Source organism: Sphingosinicella soli, from assembly GCF_014199685.1.
Classification (GTDB): Bacteria; Pseudomonadota; Alphaproteobacteria; order Sphingomonadales; family Sphingomonadaceae; genus Sphingosinicella; species Sphingosinicella soli.
Genome location: NZ_JACHNZ010000026.1, coordinates 19,035 through 33,371, shown reverse-complemented (window position 1 = coordinate 33,371; position 14,337 = coordinate 19,035). Strand labels below are relative to the sequence as shown.

Annotated in this window: 22 protein-coding genes; 12 read left to right on the top strand and 10 right to left on the bottom strand. The window is 64.9% G+C overall.

Annotated elements, in window-relative coordinates:
* Positions 1–25: 25 nt before the first annotated feature.
* Positions 26–802, top strand: a complete 777-nt coding sequence (locus GGQ98_RS11705) for an SDR family NAD(P)-dependent oxidoreductase (RefSeq protein ID WP_184069695.1) — start codon at positions 26–28, stop codon at positions 800–802.
* A 6-nt stretch (positions 803–808) separates the two neighbouring features.
* Here the strand turns inward: GGQ98_RS11705 and GGQ98_RS11700 are convergent, their stop codons facing one another.
* The 3 genes from GGQ98_RS11700 to purS are packed head-to-tail and all read right to left on the bottom strand — an operon-like array spanning position 809 to position 2,689.
* Positions 809–1,774: a sulfotransferase gene (locus GGQ98_RS11700; RefSeq protein WP_184069693.1), complete on the bottom strand. Its 966-nt coding sequence runs from the start codon at positions 1,772–1,774 to the stop codon at positions 809–811.
* A 14-nt stretch (positions 1,775–1,788) separates the two neighbouring features.
* The gene (purQ, locus tag GGQ98_RS11695; RefSeq protein ID WP_184069691.1) at positions 1,789–2,457 is read right to left on the bottom strand and encodes a phosphoribosylformylglycinamidine synthase subunit PurQ; all 669 of its coding nucleotides are present in this window, start codon (positions 2,455–2,457) and stop codon (positions 1,789–1,791) included.
* Position 2,458: 1 nt separating this feature from the next.
* Positions 2,459–2,689, bottom strand: coding sequence for a phosphoribosylformylglycinamidine synthase subunit PurS (gene purS / locus GGQ98_RS11690; RefSeq protein WP_184069690.1), 231 nt, complete (start codon positions 2,687–2,689; stop codon positions 2,459–2,461).
* Between the two features lie 134 nt (positions 2,690–2,823).
* Between purS and GGQ98_RS11685 the strand changes: the two genes are divergently transcribed.
* Together GGQ98_RS11685 and GGQ98_RS11680 are read left to right on the top strand one after the other, a co-directional pair.
* On the top strand, positions 2,824–2,988 hold the full coding sequence (locus tag GGQ98_RS11685) for a hypothetical protein (protein WP_184069688.1): 165 nt from the start codon (positions 2,824–2,826) through the stop codon (positions 2,986–2,988).
* Positions 2,988–3,152: a hypothetical protein gene (locus tag GGQ98_RS11680; protein ID WP_184069686.1), complete on the top strand. Its 165-nt coding sequence runs from the start codon at positions 2,988–2,990 to the stop codon at positions 3,150–3,152. Before GGQ98_RS11685 ends, GGQ98_RS11680 begins: the two co-directional genes overlap by 1 nt.
* Before the next feature lie 21 nt (positions 3,153–3,173).
* Here GGQ98_RS11680 and purC read toward each other — a convergent pair whose 3' ends face one another.
* Positions 3,174–3,962 (bottom strand): phosphoribosylaminoimidazolesuccinocarboxamide synthase, encoded by a 789-nt coding sequence (gene purC / locus GGQ98_RS11675; protein WP_184069684.1) that lies wholly within the window; start codon positions 3,960–3,962, stop codon positions 3,174–3,176.
* Between the two features lie 256 nt (positions 3,963–4,218).
* On the opposite strand from purC, the gene GGQ98_RS11670 reads away from it, so the two are divergent.
* Genes GGQ98_RS11670 through GGQ98_RS11655 form a run of 4 tightly spaced genes read left to right on the top strand, consistent with a single transcriptional unit; the run spans position 4,219 to position 5,882 of the window.
* Positions 4,219–4,542 carry a DUF1476 domain-containing protein gene (locus GGQ98_RS11670; protein WP_184069683.1) on the top strand — a complete coding sequence of 108 codons (324 nt, stop codon included), beginning with the start codon at positions 4,219–4,221 and terminating at the stop codon, positions 4,540–4,542.
* Positions 4,543–4,552: 10 nt separating this feature from the next.
* Complete coding sequence (locus GGQ98_RS11665) at positions 4,553–4,786, top strand: BolA family protein (protein WP_184069681.1); 234 nt, start codon at positions 4,553–4,555, stop codon at positions 4,784–4,786.
* A gap of 19 nt (positions 4,787–4,805) precedes the next feature.
* Positions 4,806–5,135: a Grx4 family monothiol glutaredoxin gene (grxD, locus tag GGQ98_RS11660; RefSeq protein WP_184069679.1), complete on the top strand. Its 330-nt coding sequence runs from the start codon at positions 4,806–4,808 to the stop codon at positions 5,133–5,135.
* A gap of 36 nt (positions 5,136–5,171) precedes the next feature.
* Positions 5,172–5,882, top strand: a complete 711-nt coding sequence (locus GGQ98_RS11655; protein WP_243451849.1) for a DUF7847 domain-containing protein — start codon at positions 5,172–5,174, stop codon at positions 5,880–5,882.
* On the opposite strand, the gene hemF is transcribed toward GGQ98_RS11655, so the two are convergent.
* Together hemF and GGQ98_RS11645 are read right to left on the bottom strand one after the other, a co-directional pair.
* A complete protein-coding gene (gene hemF, locus GGQ98_RS11650; RefSeq protein WP_184069675.1) occupies positions 5,879–6,733 on the bottom strand; it encodes an oxygen-dependent coproporphyrinogen oxidase in 855 nt (284 codons plus the stop codon). The genes GGQ98_RS11655 and hemF overlap by 4 nt on opposite strands.
* The gene (locus tag GGQ98_RS11645; RefSeq protein ID WP_184069673.1) at positions 6,730–7,179 is read right to left on the bottom strand and encodes a tRNA (cytidine(34)-2'-O)-methyltransferase; all 450 of its coding nucleotides are present in this window, start codon (positions 7,177–7,179) and stop codon (positions 6,730–6,732) included. Before GGQ98_RS11645 ends, hemF begins: the two co-directional genes overlap by 4 nt.
* Before the next feature lie 158 nt (positions 7,180–7,337).
* Between GGQ98_RS11645 and petA the strand changes: the two genes are divergently transcribed.
* Genes petA through GGQ98_RS11620 form a run of 5 tightly spaced genes read left to right on the top strand, consistent with a single transcriptional unit; the run spans position 7,338 to position 11,443 of the window.
* On the top strand, positions 7,338–7,901 hold the full coding sequence (petA, locus tag GGQ98_RS11640; protein ID WP_184069671.1) for a ubiquinol-cytochrome c reductase iron-sulfur subunit: 564 nt from the start codon (positions 7,338–7,340) through the stop codon (positions 7,899–7,901).
* Between the two features lie 6 nt (positions 7,902–7,907).
* Positions 7,908–9,197 (top strand): cytochrome b, encoded by a 1,290-nt coding sequence (locus tag GGQ98_RS11635; RefSeq protein WP_184069669.1) that lies wholly within the window; start codon positions 7,908–7,910, stop codon positions 9,195–9,197.
* A gap of 13 nt (positions 9,198–9,210) precedes the next feature.
* Complete coding sequence (locus tag GGQ98_RS11630) at positions 9,211–10,029, top strand: cytochrome c1 (RefSeq protein WP_184069667.1); 819 nt, start codon at positions 9,211–9,213, stop codon at positions 10,027–10,029.
* A 14-nt stretch (positions 10,030–10,043) separates the two neighbouring features.
* Positions 10,044–10,910, top strand: coding sequence for an S-methyl-5'-thioadenosine phosphorylase (mtnP, locus tag GGQ98_RS11625; protein WP_184069665.1), 867 nt, complete (start codon positions 10,044–10,046; stop codon positions 10,908–10,910).
* Positions 10,907–11,443, top strand: a complete 537-nt coding sequence (locus GGQ98_RS11620) for an adenine phosphoribosyltransferase (protein WP_184069662.1) — start codon at positions 10,907–10,909, stop codon at positions 11,441–11,443. The genes mtnP and GGQ98_RS11620 overlap by 4 nt, the downstream gene beginning before the upstream one ends.
* A gap of 85 nt (positions 11,444–11,528) precedes the next feature.
* Here the strand turns inward: GGQ98_RS11620 and GGQ98_RS11615 are convergent, their stop codons facing one another.
* The 4 genes from GGQ98_RS11615 to pth form a co-directional block, all read right to left on the bottom strand.
* The gene (locus GGQ98_RS11615; RefSeq protein ID WP_184069660.1) at positions 11,529–11,978 is read right to left on the bottom strand and encodes a hypothetical protein; all 450 of its coding nucleotides are present in this window, start codon (positions 11,976–11,978) and stop codon (positions 11,529–11,531) included.
* Positions 11,979–12,138: 160 nt separating this feature from the next.
* Positions 12,139–12,591, bottom strand: coding sequence for a MaoC/PaaZ C-terminal domain-containing protein (locus tag GGQ98_RS11610; protein ID WP_184069740.1), 453 nt, complete (start codon positions 12,589–12,591; stop codon positions 12,139–12,141).
* Positions 12,592–12,617: 26 nt separating this feature from the next.
* Entirely contained in the window at positions 12,618–13,718 is a 1,101-nt protein-coding gene (ychF, locus tag GGQ98_RS11605; protein WP_184069658.1) for a redox-regulated ATPase YchF, read from the bottom strand.
* A 4-nt stretch (positions 13,719–13,722) separates the two neighbouring features.
* Positions 13,723–14,304 carry an aminoacyl-tRNA hydrolase gene (gene pth, locus GGQ98_RS11600; protein WP_184069656.1) on the bottom strand — a complete coding sequence of 194 codons (582 nt, stop codon included), beginning with the start codon at positions 14,302–14,304 and terminating at the stop codon, positions 13,723–13,725.
* Positions 14,305–14,337 lie beyond the last annotated feature (33 nt).

Genomic DNA, 14,337 nt, shown 5'->3' with positions numbered 1-14,337 from the left:
CCGGGGGCGAAACGGGGAGAATTGCGTGGAGATCAGGGGCAAGACGGCGATCGTCACGGGCGGCGCGGCGGGAATCGGGCAGGCTGCGGCGGTGCAGCTGGCCCGGAAGGGCGCGGCCCGCATCCTTATTGTTGATGTGGACGCGGAGGGCATGGCCGAAACCGAGGCGCGCGTGCGCGCCGCAGGGGCCGCTGCCGACACCGTGCGCCTCGAACTTTCCGATCTCTTTGCCGTGGAACGCTGGTTCGGCAGCCTGATGGCGCGGGGCGGCTGCGACATCCTGTTCAACAACGCCGGCATTGTTTCAGGCGCGCCGCAGTTTCCCGAGGCAGACGTGCGCGGACTGCGGCGGATGATCGACGTGAACCTGTCGTCGCTCGTGATCGCCACGCAGCTTGCCGCGCAGGCCATGCGCGTGCGCGGCGGCGGCGTCATCATCAACACGGTATCGACCGTCGCGCTCGGCACGGGGTTCAGCGATGCGCTTTATGCGACGGCCAAGGCGGGCGTGATGATGTTCACGCGCTGCTGCGCGCCGCTGAAGGCAGACTGGAACGTACGCGTTGCGGGCGTCCTCCCCGGCCTCACCAACACCCCGATCCTCAGGAAGACCGGGGCAGACGGCGATTATGCGCCGTGGATGGCGCCGATCCTGGCGGGAAACGCCATGTGCCAGCCGGAAGACATCGCCGACGCCGTCATCGATCTGATCGAAGACGATACGCTCGCGGGCGGGGACTGGGTCGCGGTGCGGCACATCGACGGACGCATAGAGCGCCAGTGGGGCCATGACGCAGTGTGAGACGGATCAGTAGCCGAACAGCTTGCCGACAGCGGAACCCGCGACGATTGAACCGACCGTTTCCTGTGCCTCGGCGTTCAATTCCTGTCGCCACTTGGATGCCGACTTGGCGGGGTTCTGATTGAGGCTGAAATAGCGGTCGCCGGTGCCGTCGATGCCGCGCAGGCGATCGAAGTAGGCTTGCACCTGCGCCGGCCGGTCGAGGCCCACCCAATCGAAGAGCAGCACCGATTCAGTGTCGAGATCGGCGGCAAGCCGATCGTAGACCAGCGTATAGACGTTGGGGAGCGCGGCGACCTCGCTGTAAACCCATTCGTTGGTGATAAGCCAATCCCACGCCAGCTTCTCGATATCGGTCATGGCGTCGGCGCGAGCCTTGTCGAGCCCGGCGGCGCGGGCGGGCGGCAAGGCCAGAACATCCGAATAGAGCGTCGCTGATCCCATCTTGCCGAGTTCCGCGCCGCGCCGCTTCGAAGAGACGACGCCGCACGGATGACGCACGATGTAGATGAATTTGACGCCGGGCAGCGCGCGGGCGAACACGGGCAGGCGGGGAATCGAATCAACCGATTTCATCACTAGAAACGGGGCGTCGCCCTCGGCGGTGAAGTCGGGAACCTGCAGACTGCGGCTGCGACCGACGGCCGGAAGCACGGCATCGACCGCACGCATCACCCGCACGATCGCGGCGCGCGCCTGATCGGCGATACCGCTGCGGTAGGTCTTGGGAAACAGCGTCGGCGTGTGAACGCTGCGCAGCGAACGATTATGCGCCAGCCGCTCGAAATAGTCGCGCGTGATCCGGTCGATATCGGTCGGCAGCTCTCCGTAGGGAACGAACGGAAGCCGGGGCTCCTTCTCGATGACGTCCGGCTCGTGGAGGTAAAGCGTACGGGGGTGCGAATCGAACAGCGAGCCGACCCAGGTCGTGCCGGACCGCGGACTGCCGAAAATCATCAGCGGGCCGGCCATATTGCCCGCTCCGCTCACGCGGCGACGAACGCCTGCACAAGGCCTTCGAACAGGCGGCGGCCGTCGGTTCCGCCCTGCACGGCCTCGATGGCGCGTTCCGGGTGCGGCATCATGCCGAGCACTTTGCCGGTTTCGTTGACGATGCCCGCGATGCGGCGCTGCGCCCCGTTCACGTCTTCGCCGTAGCGGAAGACGATGCGGCCTTCGCCCTCGAGCCGGTCGAGCGTGGCGGCGTCGGCAAAATAATTGCCGTCGTGGTGCGCAACCGGAATGCGGATCGTCTCGCCCGCCTTGTAAGCCGACGTGAACGCCGTTTGTGCGTTCTCCACCGTCAGCGGCACGTCGCGGCAGACGAAGTCCAGGCCGGCGTTGCGCATCAGCGCGCCCGGCAGCAGGCCGGTTTCGGTAAGAACCTGGAAGCCGTTGCAGACGCCAAGCACGAAGCGGCCCTGCGCGGCGGCCTGTTTCACGGCGGCCATGATCGGCGATTGCGCGGAAATGGCGCCCGTGCGCAGATAGTCGCCGTAGGAGAAGCCGCCGGGCAGCGCGATCACATCGACATCCGGCAGTTCGGTTTCGCGGTGCCAGACCATCGCGGGCGCGCGTCCCGTCGTTTCGCGCAGGGCGACCGCCATGTCGCGATCGCAGTTGCTGCCCGGGAAGACGATGACCGCGCTCTTCATCTCAGGCGATCTCGATCCGGTAGTTCTCGATCACGGTGTTGGCGAGCAGCTTGCGGCACATCTCCTCGATGCGCGCTTCGCTGGTGCCGTCGGCAAGCTCCAGCTCAATGAACTTGCCCTGCCGCACATCCCGGGCTTCATCGAAGCCGAGGGATTCGAGCGCATGGCTGATCGCCTTGCCCTGAGGATCGAGGACGCCGTTTTTCAGCGTGACATAGACTTTGGCCTTCATGGCGCGCCTTATGACGCTCCGCGCGCCGCGCCGCAACGCCCAAATAGGGCGTGTGCGGGCGCAGATGAGGGTTTTGTTAAGCCTGTGCGCCTATGATGAGCGTCGGGTCATTTTCAGTTCGGGGTCTGGGGCGCGTGGACTATCTTGCCATTGCCTTGTTCGTGCTGCTGTTCGCAACCGCCGAGACGTTCGTCGGCGGTTCCATCTTTCCGTGGCTGACGCACGATCAGGAAGTTCAGCTTACGCTTGTCGCCTCGTTTCTGTTCGGCATCATATCCGCATGGAGAAAGGACGGCTGATGGGCCTTATCGCCGCCTCCATGTTCGTGGCGCTGTTCGTCTACTACGAGGATGTCCTCGGCCAGATGCGCGGCACGAACCTGCACATCGCGCTGTTCTGCGCGTTCCTGTTCGGCATCATCTGCGGCTATCAGGTCAAGAAGAAGCGCGCTAAACGCCGCTGAACCCCCTGAAAGGTCAGGGCGTCAGCTGTCTTTCTTGCCGCGCGCCTTGCGGTGCTCGTCGAGGTCGAGGACGGTGGAGACCGAGCCTTCCGGCAGCAGGCCGAAGCGGCGGGCGACTTCCTGATAGGCTTCCACCTCGCCGCCCAGATCCTGGCGGAAACGGTCCTTGTCCAGCTTTTCGTTCGTGGTGCTGTCCCACAGGCGGCAGCCGTCGGGGCTGATCTCGTCGGCAAGAATGACACGGCTGTAGTCGCCGTCCCAAAGACGGCCGAATTCCAGCTTGAAGTCGATCAGGCGAATGCCGACGCCCGCAAACAGGCCGCACATGAAGTCGTTGATGCGGATCGCCATGTCGGCGACGTCGTGCATCTCTTCCTGGCTCGCCCAGCCGAAGCACGCGATGTGCTCGTCGGTGATCATCGGATCGCCGAGCGCGTCGTCCTTGTAGTAATATTCAAGAATGGTGCGGGGCAGCGCCGTGCCTTCCTCGATGCCGAGCCGCTTCGAGATCGAACCGGCGGCGACGTTGCGGATCACCACCTCGACCGGGATGATCTCGACCTGCCGCACCAGCTGCTCGCGCATGTTGAGGCGGCGGATGAAGTGCGTGGGAATGCCGATCTGCCCGAGAAGCGTGAAGATATGCTCGGATATCCGGTTGTTGAGTACGCCCTTGCCGCTGATCGTGCCCTTTTTCTGGGCGTTGAACGCGGTCGCGTCGTCCTTGAAATACTGGATGATGGTGCCGGGTTCCGGCCCCTCGTACAGAATTTTGGCCTTGCCTTCATAGATCTGGCGGCGGCGGGACATCGGCGGACCTTCTCGATTCGGGGTCTTGAAAAAGCACCGCCCCGGTTCGCACCTGGATCGGCGCGCGCCCGAGGCGGGGAAACACACCACCCGCCATAGCGGAAGGCTGCGGGGCTGACAATGCAAGGACGCCCGAGGTCGGGCCGTAAAAGCTTCAACCATCACGCATGCGGCTTGCAGTTGAACCGGGCACGGTGCGCCTCTATCTAAGCCCCGACAACCCGGCTCGTCAGCCAAGGAAGGACAGACGCCCCTCATGACCAATCTCAACGACCGCGAGAAGGCTTTCGAGAACCGCTTCGCGCGCGATGCCGAGCTGCAGTTCAAGGTCACGGCGCGGCGCAACCGCTTGCTCGGCAACTGGGCGGCGGAAAAGCTGGGCCTGACGACGGCCGAGGCGGATGCCTACGCACGCGAGGTTGTGGCCGCCGACTTCGAGGAAGTTGGCGACGACGACGTGTTCCGCAAGGTCTACGGAGATCTCACCGCCAAAGGCGTCGAGGTCACCGAGCACGAAGTGCGCCGCGCGATGGAAGACAAGCTCGTCGAGGCGCGCCGCCAGTTCATCGAAGAAGTCTGAGGACGCCGCCATGCCGATGGATGCAGGCGCGATCGAGGGCATGATCCGGGCGGCGCTGCCGGACGCCGTGGTCGAGATCACCGACCTTGCCGGGGACGGCGACCATTATGCGGCGCGCGTGGTTTCGGAGACATTCCGGGGCGTGACGCGCGTTCGCCAGCACCAGATGGTCTATGCGGCGCTCGGCGGCCGCATGGGCGGCGAACTGCACGCCTTGCAGCTGACCACCGAGGTTCCGGCCTGAACCGGACGAGGAGCAAGACATGACCGATATCAACACGCGAATCGCCGAGAAGGTGAACGGCAGCGACGTGGTGCTGTTCATGAAGGGCACGCCGCTGTTTCCGCAGTGCGGCTTTTCCAGCCGCGCCATCGCGATTCTGGAGCATCTCGGCGTCGAATACGACAGCGCCGACGTTCTGCAGGACGCCGAGCTGCGCCAGGGCATTAAGGTGTTCAGCGACTGGCCGACGGTTCCCCAGCTTTACGTGAAGGGTGAATTCGTGGGCGGCAGCGACATCATGATGGAGATGTTCGAATCGGGCGAACTCCACGAACTGCTCGCCGAGAAGGGCGTTCAGCACGCCGCCTGAAACGGCGATTTTTCAAGGGGGTGATGCGTGGCGCTGATGATCGGCAAGGCCTGGACCGATACGGTCTCTGACGTGCAGCGCCGCTTCGGCGAGTTCGCGCTGCCCGCGGCTGCGTTCGTGTTCATGCCGTCGCTGCTCATTGCGCGCTTTGCGGATGCGAATGCGCTCGGCGATCAGAATGCGCAGATCGCGCAGGCTGTCGGCGGGCTGATCGGTGTGATCGGGCAGGCCGCGATCGTGCTGCTGGTGCTGTTTCCCGGTATCGACCCGGGCGGAGCGATACGCCGCGCGGCCCGTCTGGCGCCGCGAATCATCCTTGCCAGTCTCGCGGTGCTCGTCGTCTTCATGCCCGTCGCGGTCTTCTACACGTCGATCGGGGCGCAGGCGTCGGCCGGGGCGTCGGTGCTGCTGCTTCTGCTCACGGCGATTGCCGTTTATGTCGCGCTGCGTCTGTCGCTGCTGGCCGCCATCATCATTTCCGAAGATGCGCGCGCGGTCGATGCGCTGCGCCGCAGCTGGGCGCTGACGGCGGGAAATGTCGGGCGCATCTTCGCGATTTTTGCGATTTTCGTGCTGATCTTCGCGATTCTGAGCGGCCTCGTCGGTGCGCTCGGGCTTGCCGCGACAGGCGGCAGCCCCGAAGATCCGTCGTTCCCCACCGAACTGCTGATTTCGATCGTCGGCGCGGTGTTCAGCGTCTTCGTGTCGGTGCTGTCGGCCAATATCTACCGCCAGCTGGCCGCTTAGCTCCAGGTCGCGACGGGCGGCAGGCTCATCAGGATCGCGTCGATGTTGCCGCCGGTCTTGAGCCCGAACAGCGTGCCGCGGTCGTAGACGAGGTTGAACTCCGTATAGAGCCCCCGGTAGGCAAGCTGGCGCGCGCGGTCTTCCGCCGTCCATTCGTCGTGCATGTGGCGGCGCACGAGGTTCGGATAGGTGTTCAGGAAGGTTTCGCCCACGTCGCGCGTGAAGGCGAAGTCCGCATCCCAGTCGCCGCTCGCGAGCTGGTCGTAGAAGATGCCGCCCACGCCGCGCGACACACCGCGGTGCTTGATGAAGAAATAGTCGTCGCACCAGGCCTTGAAGCGCGGGAAGTATGCGGGATCGTGCCGGTCGCAGCAGGCTTGGAACGCCGCGTGCCAGTCGGCGGTGTCCGCTTCCACGGGAATCGGGGGATTGAGGTCCGCCCCGCCGCCGAACCACGCCCTGGTGGTGACGAGGTAGCGCGTGTTCATGTGAACGGCCGGCACACGCGGATTCACCATGTGCGCGACGAGGCTGATGCCTGCGGCGAAAAAGCGCGGGTCGTCTGCGGCGCCGGGAATGGTTTTCGCGAACTCCGGGTCGAACGCGCCGTGGACGGTGGAGATGTTGACACCGACCTTCTCGAACACGCGGCCCTTCATCACCGACATCGTGCCGCCGCCACCCGCCGCGCCGCTGTGGTCCGCGCGGTCCCAGCTCTTGCGTTCGAAGCGGCCCGGCGCGGCCTCGCCGCCCAGATCGTCCTCGATCGCCTCGAACGCCGCGCAGATTCGGTCGCGCAGGTCTCGGAACCAGTCTGCGGCGGCGGTCTGGCGGGCATCGAAGGTCGTCATCGCGGGTAAAGTCCTGTCTGTTTCAGCGCTTCGCCCGCCACCATCGCGGCGGCGAGCGCGACGTTCAGCGACCGCAGCCCGGCGCGCATGGGGATGCACACGCGCAGCGCCGCCGCGTCGTGCACGAAATCCGGCACGCCCGCCGATTCCCGCCCGAGCAGCAAGACGTCCTCCGCTTCATAGCGCGCGGCATGGAACGGCTGCGAGGCTTTCGTGGTCAGCAGCACGCGCCGGCCCGGCACATCGCGCTGGAACGCGGCCCAATCGGCATGGATATGGATATCGGCCAGGTCGAAATAGTCCATCGCACTGCGGCGGAGTGCCTCACGTCCCAGCGGAAAGCCGCACGGGCGGATGATGTCGACGGCAAGGCCGAGACACGCGCCAAACCGCACCAGCGTGCCGACATTGGGCGGCAGATCGGGCTCGAACAGGGCGATGCGCATGGCGCTGTCCGCTAGCTCAGGCACGCCGCGACAGCAATGCGCCAATTTTGCCCATTGCGGTTTGGGCCTCTCGGCGGCTATCAGGCCCGCAAGCATCGAACCTAAGGGGGCGTTCGGGCGGAGCATGCCCGAATTTCTCCCGCTCGCGGGGTTAGTGAATGACGACAGTCGAAGACACCACCGGTCATCCGATCACCGATGAAGGCGTGCGTCGCCGCGACTTCATCCATGTCGCAACCGGCGCCTTTGTCGGCGTCGGCGCTGCGGCGGCCGTATGGCCGCTCGTTGACCAGATGAATCCGTCCGCCGACGTGCTGGCGCTCGCCTCGGTCGAGGTCGATCTCGCGCCGGTCGCGGTCGGGCAGGCGATCAAGCTCAACTGGCGCGGCAAGCCCGTGTTCGTGCGCAACCTGACCCCCGTCGAGATCGCGGAGGCCAACAAGGTGCCCGTTTCGGATCTGCGCGATCCGCAGACGCTGGCCGAGCGGACCAAGGAAGGCAAGGCGAACTGGCTCATTACGCTGGGCGTCTGCACGCACCTCGGCTGCGTCCCGCTCGGCGCGGCGGAAGGCGAGAATCGCGGCGACTACGGCGGCTACTTCTGCCCCTGCCACGGTTCGCACTACGACACCGCGGCGCGCATCCGCAAAGGCCCGGCTCCGACGAACCTCGAGGTGCCCGAGTATGCCTTCATGTCCGACACGCGCGTTCAGATTGGATAACCGGCGATGAGCTTTCCCTGGGCCAACCATTATCAGCCGAAGAACCCGTTCATGCAGTGGCTGGATTCGCGCCTGCCGCTGCCGCGTCTCGTCTACAACAGCGTGGGCGCGGGCTATCCGGTGCCGCGCAACATCAACTACCTTTGGAACTTCGGCGTTCTCTCCGGTCTCGCGCTGCTGATCCAGATCGTCACTGGCATCGTGCTGGCGATGCACTACGGCGCGAACACGCTCGTCGCCTTCGATTCGGTCGAGCATATCATGCGCGACGTGAACTACGGCTGGCTGATGCGCTATGCGCACGCCAACGGGGCGAGCTTCTTCTTCATCGTGGTCTACATCCACATCTTCCGCGGGCTCTACTACGGCAGCTACAAGGCGCCGCGCGAGCTGGTCTGGATGCTGGGCGTCGTCATCCTGCTGCTCATGATGGCCACGGGTTTCATGGGCTACGTGCTGCCGTGGGGCCAGATGAGCTTCTGGGGCGCGACCGTCATCACCAACCTGTTCTCGGCCATTCCGCTGGTCGGCGAGAGCATCGTGACGCTGCTGCTCGGCGGCTTCGCGGTGGATAACGCCACGCTCAACCGCTTCTTCAGCCTGCACTACCTGCTGCCGTTCGTGATCGCGGGCGTCGTCATCCTGAAGATCTGGTCGCTGCACATTCCGGGTTCGAACAACCCGACGGGCATCGACGTGAAGGGGCCGGCCGATACGCTGCCGTTCCACCCGTATTTCACCTCGAAGGATTTGTTCGGCGCGGGCGTGTACCTGATCGCCTTCTCGGTGTTCGTGTTCTTCCTGCCGAATTTCCTCGGCCACCCGGACAACTACATCCCGGCGAACCCGATCTCGACTCCGGCGCACATCGTTCCCGAATGGTATTTCTGGCCGTTCTACGCGATCCTGCGCGCCTTCACGATCGACTTCATCCTGCCGGCGAAACTGTGGGGCGTGCTCGCGATGTTCGCGGCGATCCTGCTGCTGTTCTTCCTGCCGTGGCTCGATGGTTCGAACGTCAAGTCGAACCGCTACAAGCCGGTCTCCAAGCAGCTGTTCTGGGTGCTGATGCTCGATCTCGCCATTCTCGGCTGGGTCGGCGGCGCGCCTGCGGAAGAGCCCTACGTGCGGATCAGCCAGATCGCGTCGATGTACTACTTCGCGCACTTCCTCATCATCCTGCCGATCGTCTCGCGCATCGAGCGGCCGCTGCCGCTGCCCAACTCGATCGCCGAAGCGGTGCTCAGCAAGAAAAATGAAACGCCCGCCGCGACCGCGGCGCAGCCGGCCGAATAAGGGACACGACGTCATGGTTCGTCTTTTCGGAATCGCTATCGGCGCCGTTTTCTGCGCGGTCCTGCTGTTCGCGGCGCTCGCGCCGCGCGAGGCTGTCGAGGTCGATCCGACCTACGCCTTTCACAAGGACCCCAAGCAGGTGAAATGGTCGTCGGCCGGCATCTTCGGCACCTACGACCGCGTTCAGCTGCAGCGCGGTTTCCAGGTTTACAAAGAGGTGTGCGCCTCCTGCCACAGCCTGAACCGCATCGCATTCCGCAACCTCGCCGAGATCGGCTTCTCGGAGCCCGAGGTGAAGGCGATCGCCAAGAACTGGGTGATCGAAGTGCCGATGATCAACCCGGACACGGGCGAGGCCGCGACGCGTCCCGGAATCCCGTCCGACAAGATTCCGCTGGTGTATGCGAATGAAGTCGCTGCGCGCGCCGCGAACAACAACGCGCTGCCGCCCGATCTTTCGCTCATCACCAAGGCGCGCCACGACGGTTCGAACTACCTCTATTCGCTCCTCAGCGGCTATGCGGACGTTCCGGCGAACTTCCCGGCGGATCGCCGCCCCGAAGCGCCGCTGCACTACAACCCGTACTTCCACAGCCTTGCCATCGCGATGGCGCCGCCGCTCAGCGACGGCCAGGTGACATACGCGGAAGGCCAGCCCGAACCGACCGTCGATCAGATGTCGCAGGACGTCGCGGCGTTCCTCACCTGGGCGGCCGAGCCGAAGATGGAATCGCGCAAGCGGGCAGGCGTCGGTGTGATCGTGTTCCTGCTCTTCCTCACCGGCCTCGCCTACATGAGCTACCGCCGGGTCTGGGCCGGGTTGAAGCACTAGCACGGGGCCGGGCGATGGGAGACAAGCTCGGCATCATCGGCGGCAGCGGGCTCTATGCCCTGGGGTCGCTCACCGATGTCGAGCAGCGCCCCGTCGAAACGCCCTTCGGCGCACCTTCCGACGAATTGCTGTTCGGGCGGCTCGGGCAGGTCGATCTCGTCTTCCTGCCGCGCCACGGTCGCGGCCACCGGCTGACGCCGTCCGAGGTTCCCTACCGCGCGAACATCGCCGCGCTGAAGGCGGCGGGCTGCACGCATGTGCTCTCGCTCTCGGCCTGCGGCTCCTTCAAGGAAGCGCTCAGCCCCGGCACCTTCGTGCTCGTCGATCAGTTCGTCGATCGCACGCGCGGCCGGGCGAAGTCGTTCTTCGGCGACGGCATCGTCGCGCACGTCAGCCTCGCCGATCCGGTGTGCGGCCCGCTCGGCGCGCGGGTTGCGGCGGCGGCGGAAACGCTCGGCATCCCGTTCGTGTCGGGCGGCACCTACCTCGCGATGGAAGGCCCGCAATTCTCAACGCGCGCCGAATCGCGCGCCTATGTCGCGGCGGGCTTCGATGTGATCGGGATGACCAACATGCCCGAAGCCGCGCTCGCCCGCGAGGCGGAGCTTTGCTACGCGAGCGTCGCGATGGTCACCGACTACGACAGCTGGCGCCCTGCGGAAGAAGGCGCCAACGTCGCGGATATTCTGGAGGTCATGCACGGCAACAGCGCGAACGCGAGTGCTCTCGTCGCTGCGATCGCGGCGGCATGGCGCCCCGTGTCCGCATGCCCGCAGGGCTGCGACCATGCGCTCGACCACGCGCTCATCACCGATCCTGCGCTCTGGCCGCAGCCGACGGTCGAGAGGCTGCGCGGCGTGGCGGGCCGGGTGATGAAATGACCGCGAACGCCGATCTCCGCGCGCTCGTCCGCACCATTCCCGATCACCCCAAGCCCGGCATCCTGTTTCGCGACATCACCACGCTGCTGCTCGATCCTGCGGGCTTCGCGGCGACCATCGACAGGATGGCGGCGGCTGTCAGCGGCCCCTTCGATCTCATTGCGGGTATCGAGGCGCGCGGCTTCGTCTTCGCCGCCGCACTGGCGCCGCGCCTGAATGCGGGCGTGCTGCTCATCCGGAAACGCAACAAGCTTCCCGGCGCAGTGATCGGCGTCAACTACGCGCTCGAATACGGTGAGGACCGGGTGGAGATGCACGCGGACGCCTGCGCGCCGGGCGCGCGTATCCTTCTGGTCGACGATCTCATCGCCACCGGCGGCACGGCGCTTGCCGGCACCGAACTCATCCGCCGCGCGGGCGGCATCGTCGCGCAGGCGGCGTTCGTGATCGACTTGCCTGCTCTGGGCGGCGCCGATCGCTTGCGCGCCGCAGGGGTAGAGCCGGTGGCGCTGATGGAATTCCAAGGCGACTAGGAGCGGCGGGTTGCGGCGACGGCGCTTGTTTCCCGCAGGCATGAGCGCGGTAAGATCAGGTCTGCTTACGACCCGATAGCGGACCCTAACACCGCGGTGCTTCATCTTCAGGTTTGGAACCTGTGTAACCTGCCAGTGTCCAGTTCTTCGAAAGGGCGGTTTTCACATCGCTCGCAATTTCATCTGTCTTTGCGTTGGAGCCAAACCACGAAGTCATTTGGAAAAAGCTGACACGAACATCTCGTGGCGACGATGCGCCAAGGTTACTTATCATGATTGGACCACTCGCCGGAAACCAAGCGTCGTCATCTATTAAAAGGTAAATAATGGGCTGATCGGCAAGCGGACTTTCAAGCATAACAAGATCTTTCCTGACGCCAATCGAATCATCTACGAAAGAAAGCTCGTGTGTTTTCGAAACACTGTTCAGGACGCTCTTTAACTTGTCCGCTTCGTCCATTGAAGCAAAGCAAAATCGCGCGCCATCAAATGGATATTGTACGGAACATCCTGCCAGCGCGACAGCTGCGGCCATTGCAAGAAGTCTAGTGGAATTTCCTGCCATAGCACCACCTTATGAGGCGAGGACGGATTTCACAATGACAGCGGCCACAGCGCCCGTAATCCCACCGAACGCCGGTACGACGATCGGAGCACTTTGCAGTCGTCGATGGGCCATCGCTGCTCTCGCCGTGCTATGCTTCGGCAGGGCGGCGCTTCAGCAGGCCGATCGATTTCATCGTCATCACCGGCGCGTCCGACTGGTTGAACACGGTGATATCGCTGTGCACCGTTCCGATGTCGGGCTTGCTGCGCGACGGGCGGATCTCCGTGATGACGGTTTCCACGCGCAGCGTGTCGCCGGGGTAGACCGGTTTCAACCAACGGATCTGGTCGATGCCCGGCGAGCCGAGCGAGGCCTGGCCGCCGACGGTGAGGCCTTCCACCATCATCCGCATCGTCATCGCGCAGGTGTGCCAGCCGCTTGCCGACAGGCGCCCGAAATGCGTCTTCGCGGCAGCGGCGTCATCGAGGTGGAAGGCTTGCGGATCGTACTTCGCGGCGAAGTCCAGCACCTCCTCGCGCGTCACCGGGTAGCTGCCGAAGGCGGCGCGGTCGCCGACCTTCATGTCGTCCAGGTATTTCACGGCGTTCGTCACGGCTCGTCCTTTGGTCAGACGTTGAAGCGGAAATGGAGGACGTCGCCGTCCTTCACCAGATACTCCTTGCCTTCAAGGCGCAGCTTGCCCACTTCCTTCGCGCCCTGCTCGCCGTTGAAGTTTACGAAATCATCGTAGGCGATGGTTTCGGCGCGGATGAAGCCTTTTTCGAAATCGGTGTGGATGGCGCCTGCGGCATTGGGGGCGGTGGCGCCGGTTTCGACTGTCCAGGCGCGGGCTTCCTTGGGGCCGACGGTGAAGAAGGTGATAAGATGCAGCAGGTCGTAGCCGGCGCGGATCACGCGGGCGAGGCCGGTTTCGGTGAGCCCGAGATCGGAGAGGAAGTCGGGGCGGTCGGCCGGGTCCATCTGGCTGATCTCCGCCTCGATCGCGGCGGAGATGACGACGCTCGCCGCGCCTTCGGCCTTCGCCTTGGCGGCGACTTTTTCGGAAAGCGCGTTGCCCGTCGCGGCTTCGTCCTCGCCGACGTTGCACACGTAGAGCACGGGCTTGGCGGTGAGCAGCTGCGCCTGCGCGAGCACGCGGGCCTCTTCCTCGTCTTTCGTCTCCACGACGCGTGCGGGCTTGCCTTCCTTCAGCACGTCGAGCGCGCGGCCGAGCACGACCCCGGCGACCTTCGCCTCCTTGTCGCCGCCCTGGCCCTTCTTGACGAGCGCGGGCACGCGGCGCTCAAGGCTCTCGATGTCGGAGAGCATCAGCTCCGTCTCGACGGTCTCGGCGTCGGAGATCGGATCGACGCGGCCGTCGACATGCGTGATGTCGCCGTTCTCGAAGCAGCGCAGCACGTGGATCACCGCGTCCACTTCGCGGATGTTGCCGAGGAACTGGTTGCCGAGCCCCTCGCCCTTCGAGGCGCCGCGCACGAGGCCGGCGATATCGACGAAGCCAAGCTGCGTTTCGATGATCTTCTGCGATCCGGCGATCTTCGCGAGCATGTAGAGCCGGGGATCGGGCACGGGCACCTGGCCCACGTTGGGCTCGATCGTGCAAAACGGAAAGTTCGCCGCCGCCGCCGCCGCCGTTTCGGTCAGCGCGTTGAACAGCGTCGATTTGCCGACATTGGGCAGGCCCACGATACCGCATTTGAAACCCATCAGATCAGGCCTTTCCGTTCGTTTGAAGGGCGAGCGCCACGTCGCTCATGAAGCGCGCATCGTCGCCCGCCGCCAGCCACTTCGCCTCGTGCGCGACCGCGCCGAGCAGGTCGGCGAGCGGCTCCATTTCCGCCTTCGCATAGTTGCCGAGCACGTAACCCGTCACCCGCGCCTTGTCGCCGGGGTGGCCGATGCCGATGCGCACGCGGCGAAAGTCTTCGCCGATGTGCTGGGCGATCGAGCGGATGCCGTTGTGCCCCGCCGCGCCGCCGCCGGTCTTCACCTTCACCTTCATCGGCGCGAGATCGAGTTCGTCGTAGAACACCGTCACGTCGCCGGGCGCGAGCTTGTAGAAGCGCATCGCCTCGCCGACGCTGCGGCCGCTGTCGTTCATGAAGGTCTGCGGCTTCAGCAGCAGGATGCGCGCGTCGCCGATGCGGCCGTCGGAGATCAGCCCCTTGAACTTCTTCATCCAGGGCGGAAACCGGTAGACATCGGCGATCGTGTCGGCGGCCATGAAGCCGACGTTGTGCCGGTGGAGCGCATAGTCGCTCCCCGGATTGCCGAGGCCGACGAAAAGCTGCATCGCGTGAAGAAACGCCCGGCGCGAGCGCCGGGC

What these genes read in the sequence shown, in the direction of transcription:
- grxD (WP_184069679.1), top strand. Translation starts at nt 4,806, where the DNA reads ATGACCGATATCAACACGCGAATCGCCGAGAAGGTGAACGGCAGCGAC.
- GGQ98_RS11655 (WP_243451849.1), top strand. Translation starts at nt 5,172, where the DNA reads ATGATCGGCAAGGCCTGGACCGATACGGTCTCTGACGTGCAGCGCCGC.
- GGQ98_RS11635 (WP_184069669.1), top strand. Translation starts at nt 7,908, where the DNA reads ATGAGCTTTCCCTGGGCCAACCATTATCAGCCGAAGAACCCGTTCATG.
- GGQ98_RS11615 (WP_184069660.1), bottom strand. Translation starts at nt 11,978, where the DNA reads ATGGCCGCAGCTGTCGCGCTGGCAGGATGTTCCGTACAATATCCATTT.
- GGQ98_RS11630 (WP_184069667.1), top strand. Translation starts at nt 9,211, where the DNA reads ATGGTTCGTCTTTTCGGAATCGCTATCGGCGCCGTTTTCTGCGCGGTC.
- mtnP (WP_184069665.1), top strand. Translation starts at nt 10,044, where the DNA reads ATGGGAGACAAGCTCGGCATCATCGGCGGCAGCGGGCTCTATGCCCTG.
- GGQ98_RS11700 (WP_184069693.1), bottom strand. Translation starts at nt 1,774, where the DNA reads ATGGCCGGCCCGCTGATGATTTTCGGCAGTCCGCGGTCCGGCACGACC.
- pth (WP_184069656.1), bottom strand. Translation starts at nt 14,304, where the DNA reads ATGCAGCTTTTCGTCGGCCTCGGCAATCCGGGGAGCGACTATGCGCTC.
- GGQ98_RS11680 (WP_184069686.1), top strand. Translation starts at nt 2,988, where the DNA reads ATGGGCCTTATCGCCGCCTCCATGTTCGTGGCGCTGTTCGTCTACTAC.
- hemF (WP_184069675.1), bottom strand. Translation starts at nt 6,733, where the DNA reads ATGACGACCTTCGATGCCCGCCAGACCGCCGCCGCAGACTGGTTCCGA.
- ychF (WP_184069658.1), bottom strand. Translation starts at nt 13,718, where the DNA reads ATGGGTTTCAAATGCGGTATCGTGGGCCTGCCCAATGTCGGCAAATCG.
- petA (WP_184069671.1), top strand. Translation starts at nt 7,338, where the DNA reads ATGACGACAGTCGAAGACACCACCGGTCATCCGATCACCGATGAAGGC.
- GGQ98_RS11645 (WP_184069673.1), bottom strand. Translation starts at nt 7,179, where the DNA reads ATGCGCATCGCCCTGTTCGAGCCCGATCTGCCGCCCAATGTCGGCACG.
- GGQ98_RS11670 (WP_184069683.1), top strand. Translation starts at nt 4,219, where the DNA reads ATGACCAATCTCAACGACCGCGAGAAGGCTTTCGAGAACCGCTTCGCG.
- GGQ98_RS11665 (WP_184069681.1), top strand. Translation starts at nt 4,553, where the DNA reads ATGCCGATGGATGCAGGCGCGATCGAGGGCATGATCCGGGCGGCGCTG.
- purC (WP_184069684.1), bottom strand. Translation starts at nt 3,962, where the DNA reads ATGTCCCGCCGCCGCCAGATCTATGAAGGCAAGGCCAAAATTCTGTAC.
- purS (WP_184069690.1), bottom strand. Translation starts at nt 2,689, where the DNA reads ATGAAGGCCAAAGTCTATGTCACGCTGAAAAACGGCGTCCTCGATCCT.
- purQ (WP_184069691.1), bottom strand. Translation starts at nt 2,457, where the DNA reads ATGAAGAGCGCGGTCATCGTCTTCCCGGGCAGCAACTGCGATCGCGAC.
- GGQ98_RS11620 (WP_184069662.1), top strand. Translation starts at nt 10,907, where the DNA reads ATGACCGCGAACGCCGATCTCCGCGCGCTCGTCCGCACCATTCCCGAT.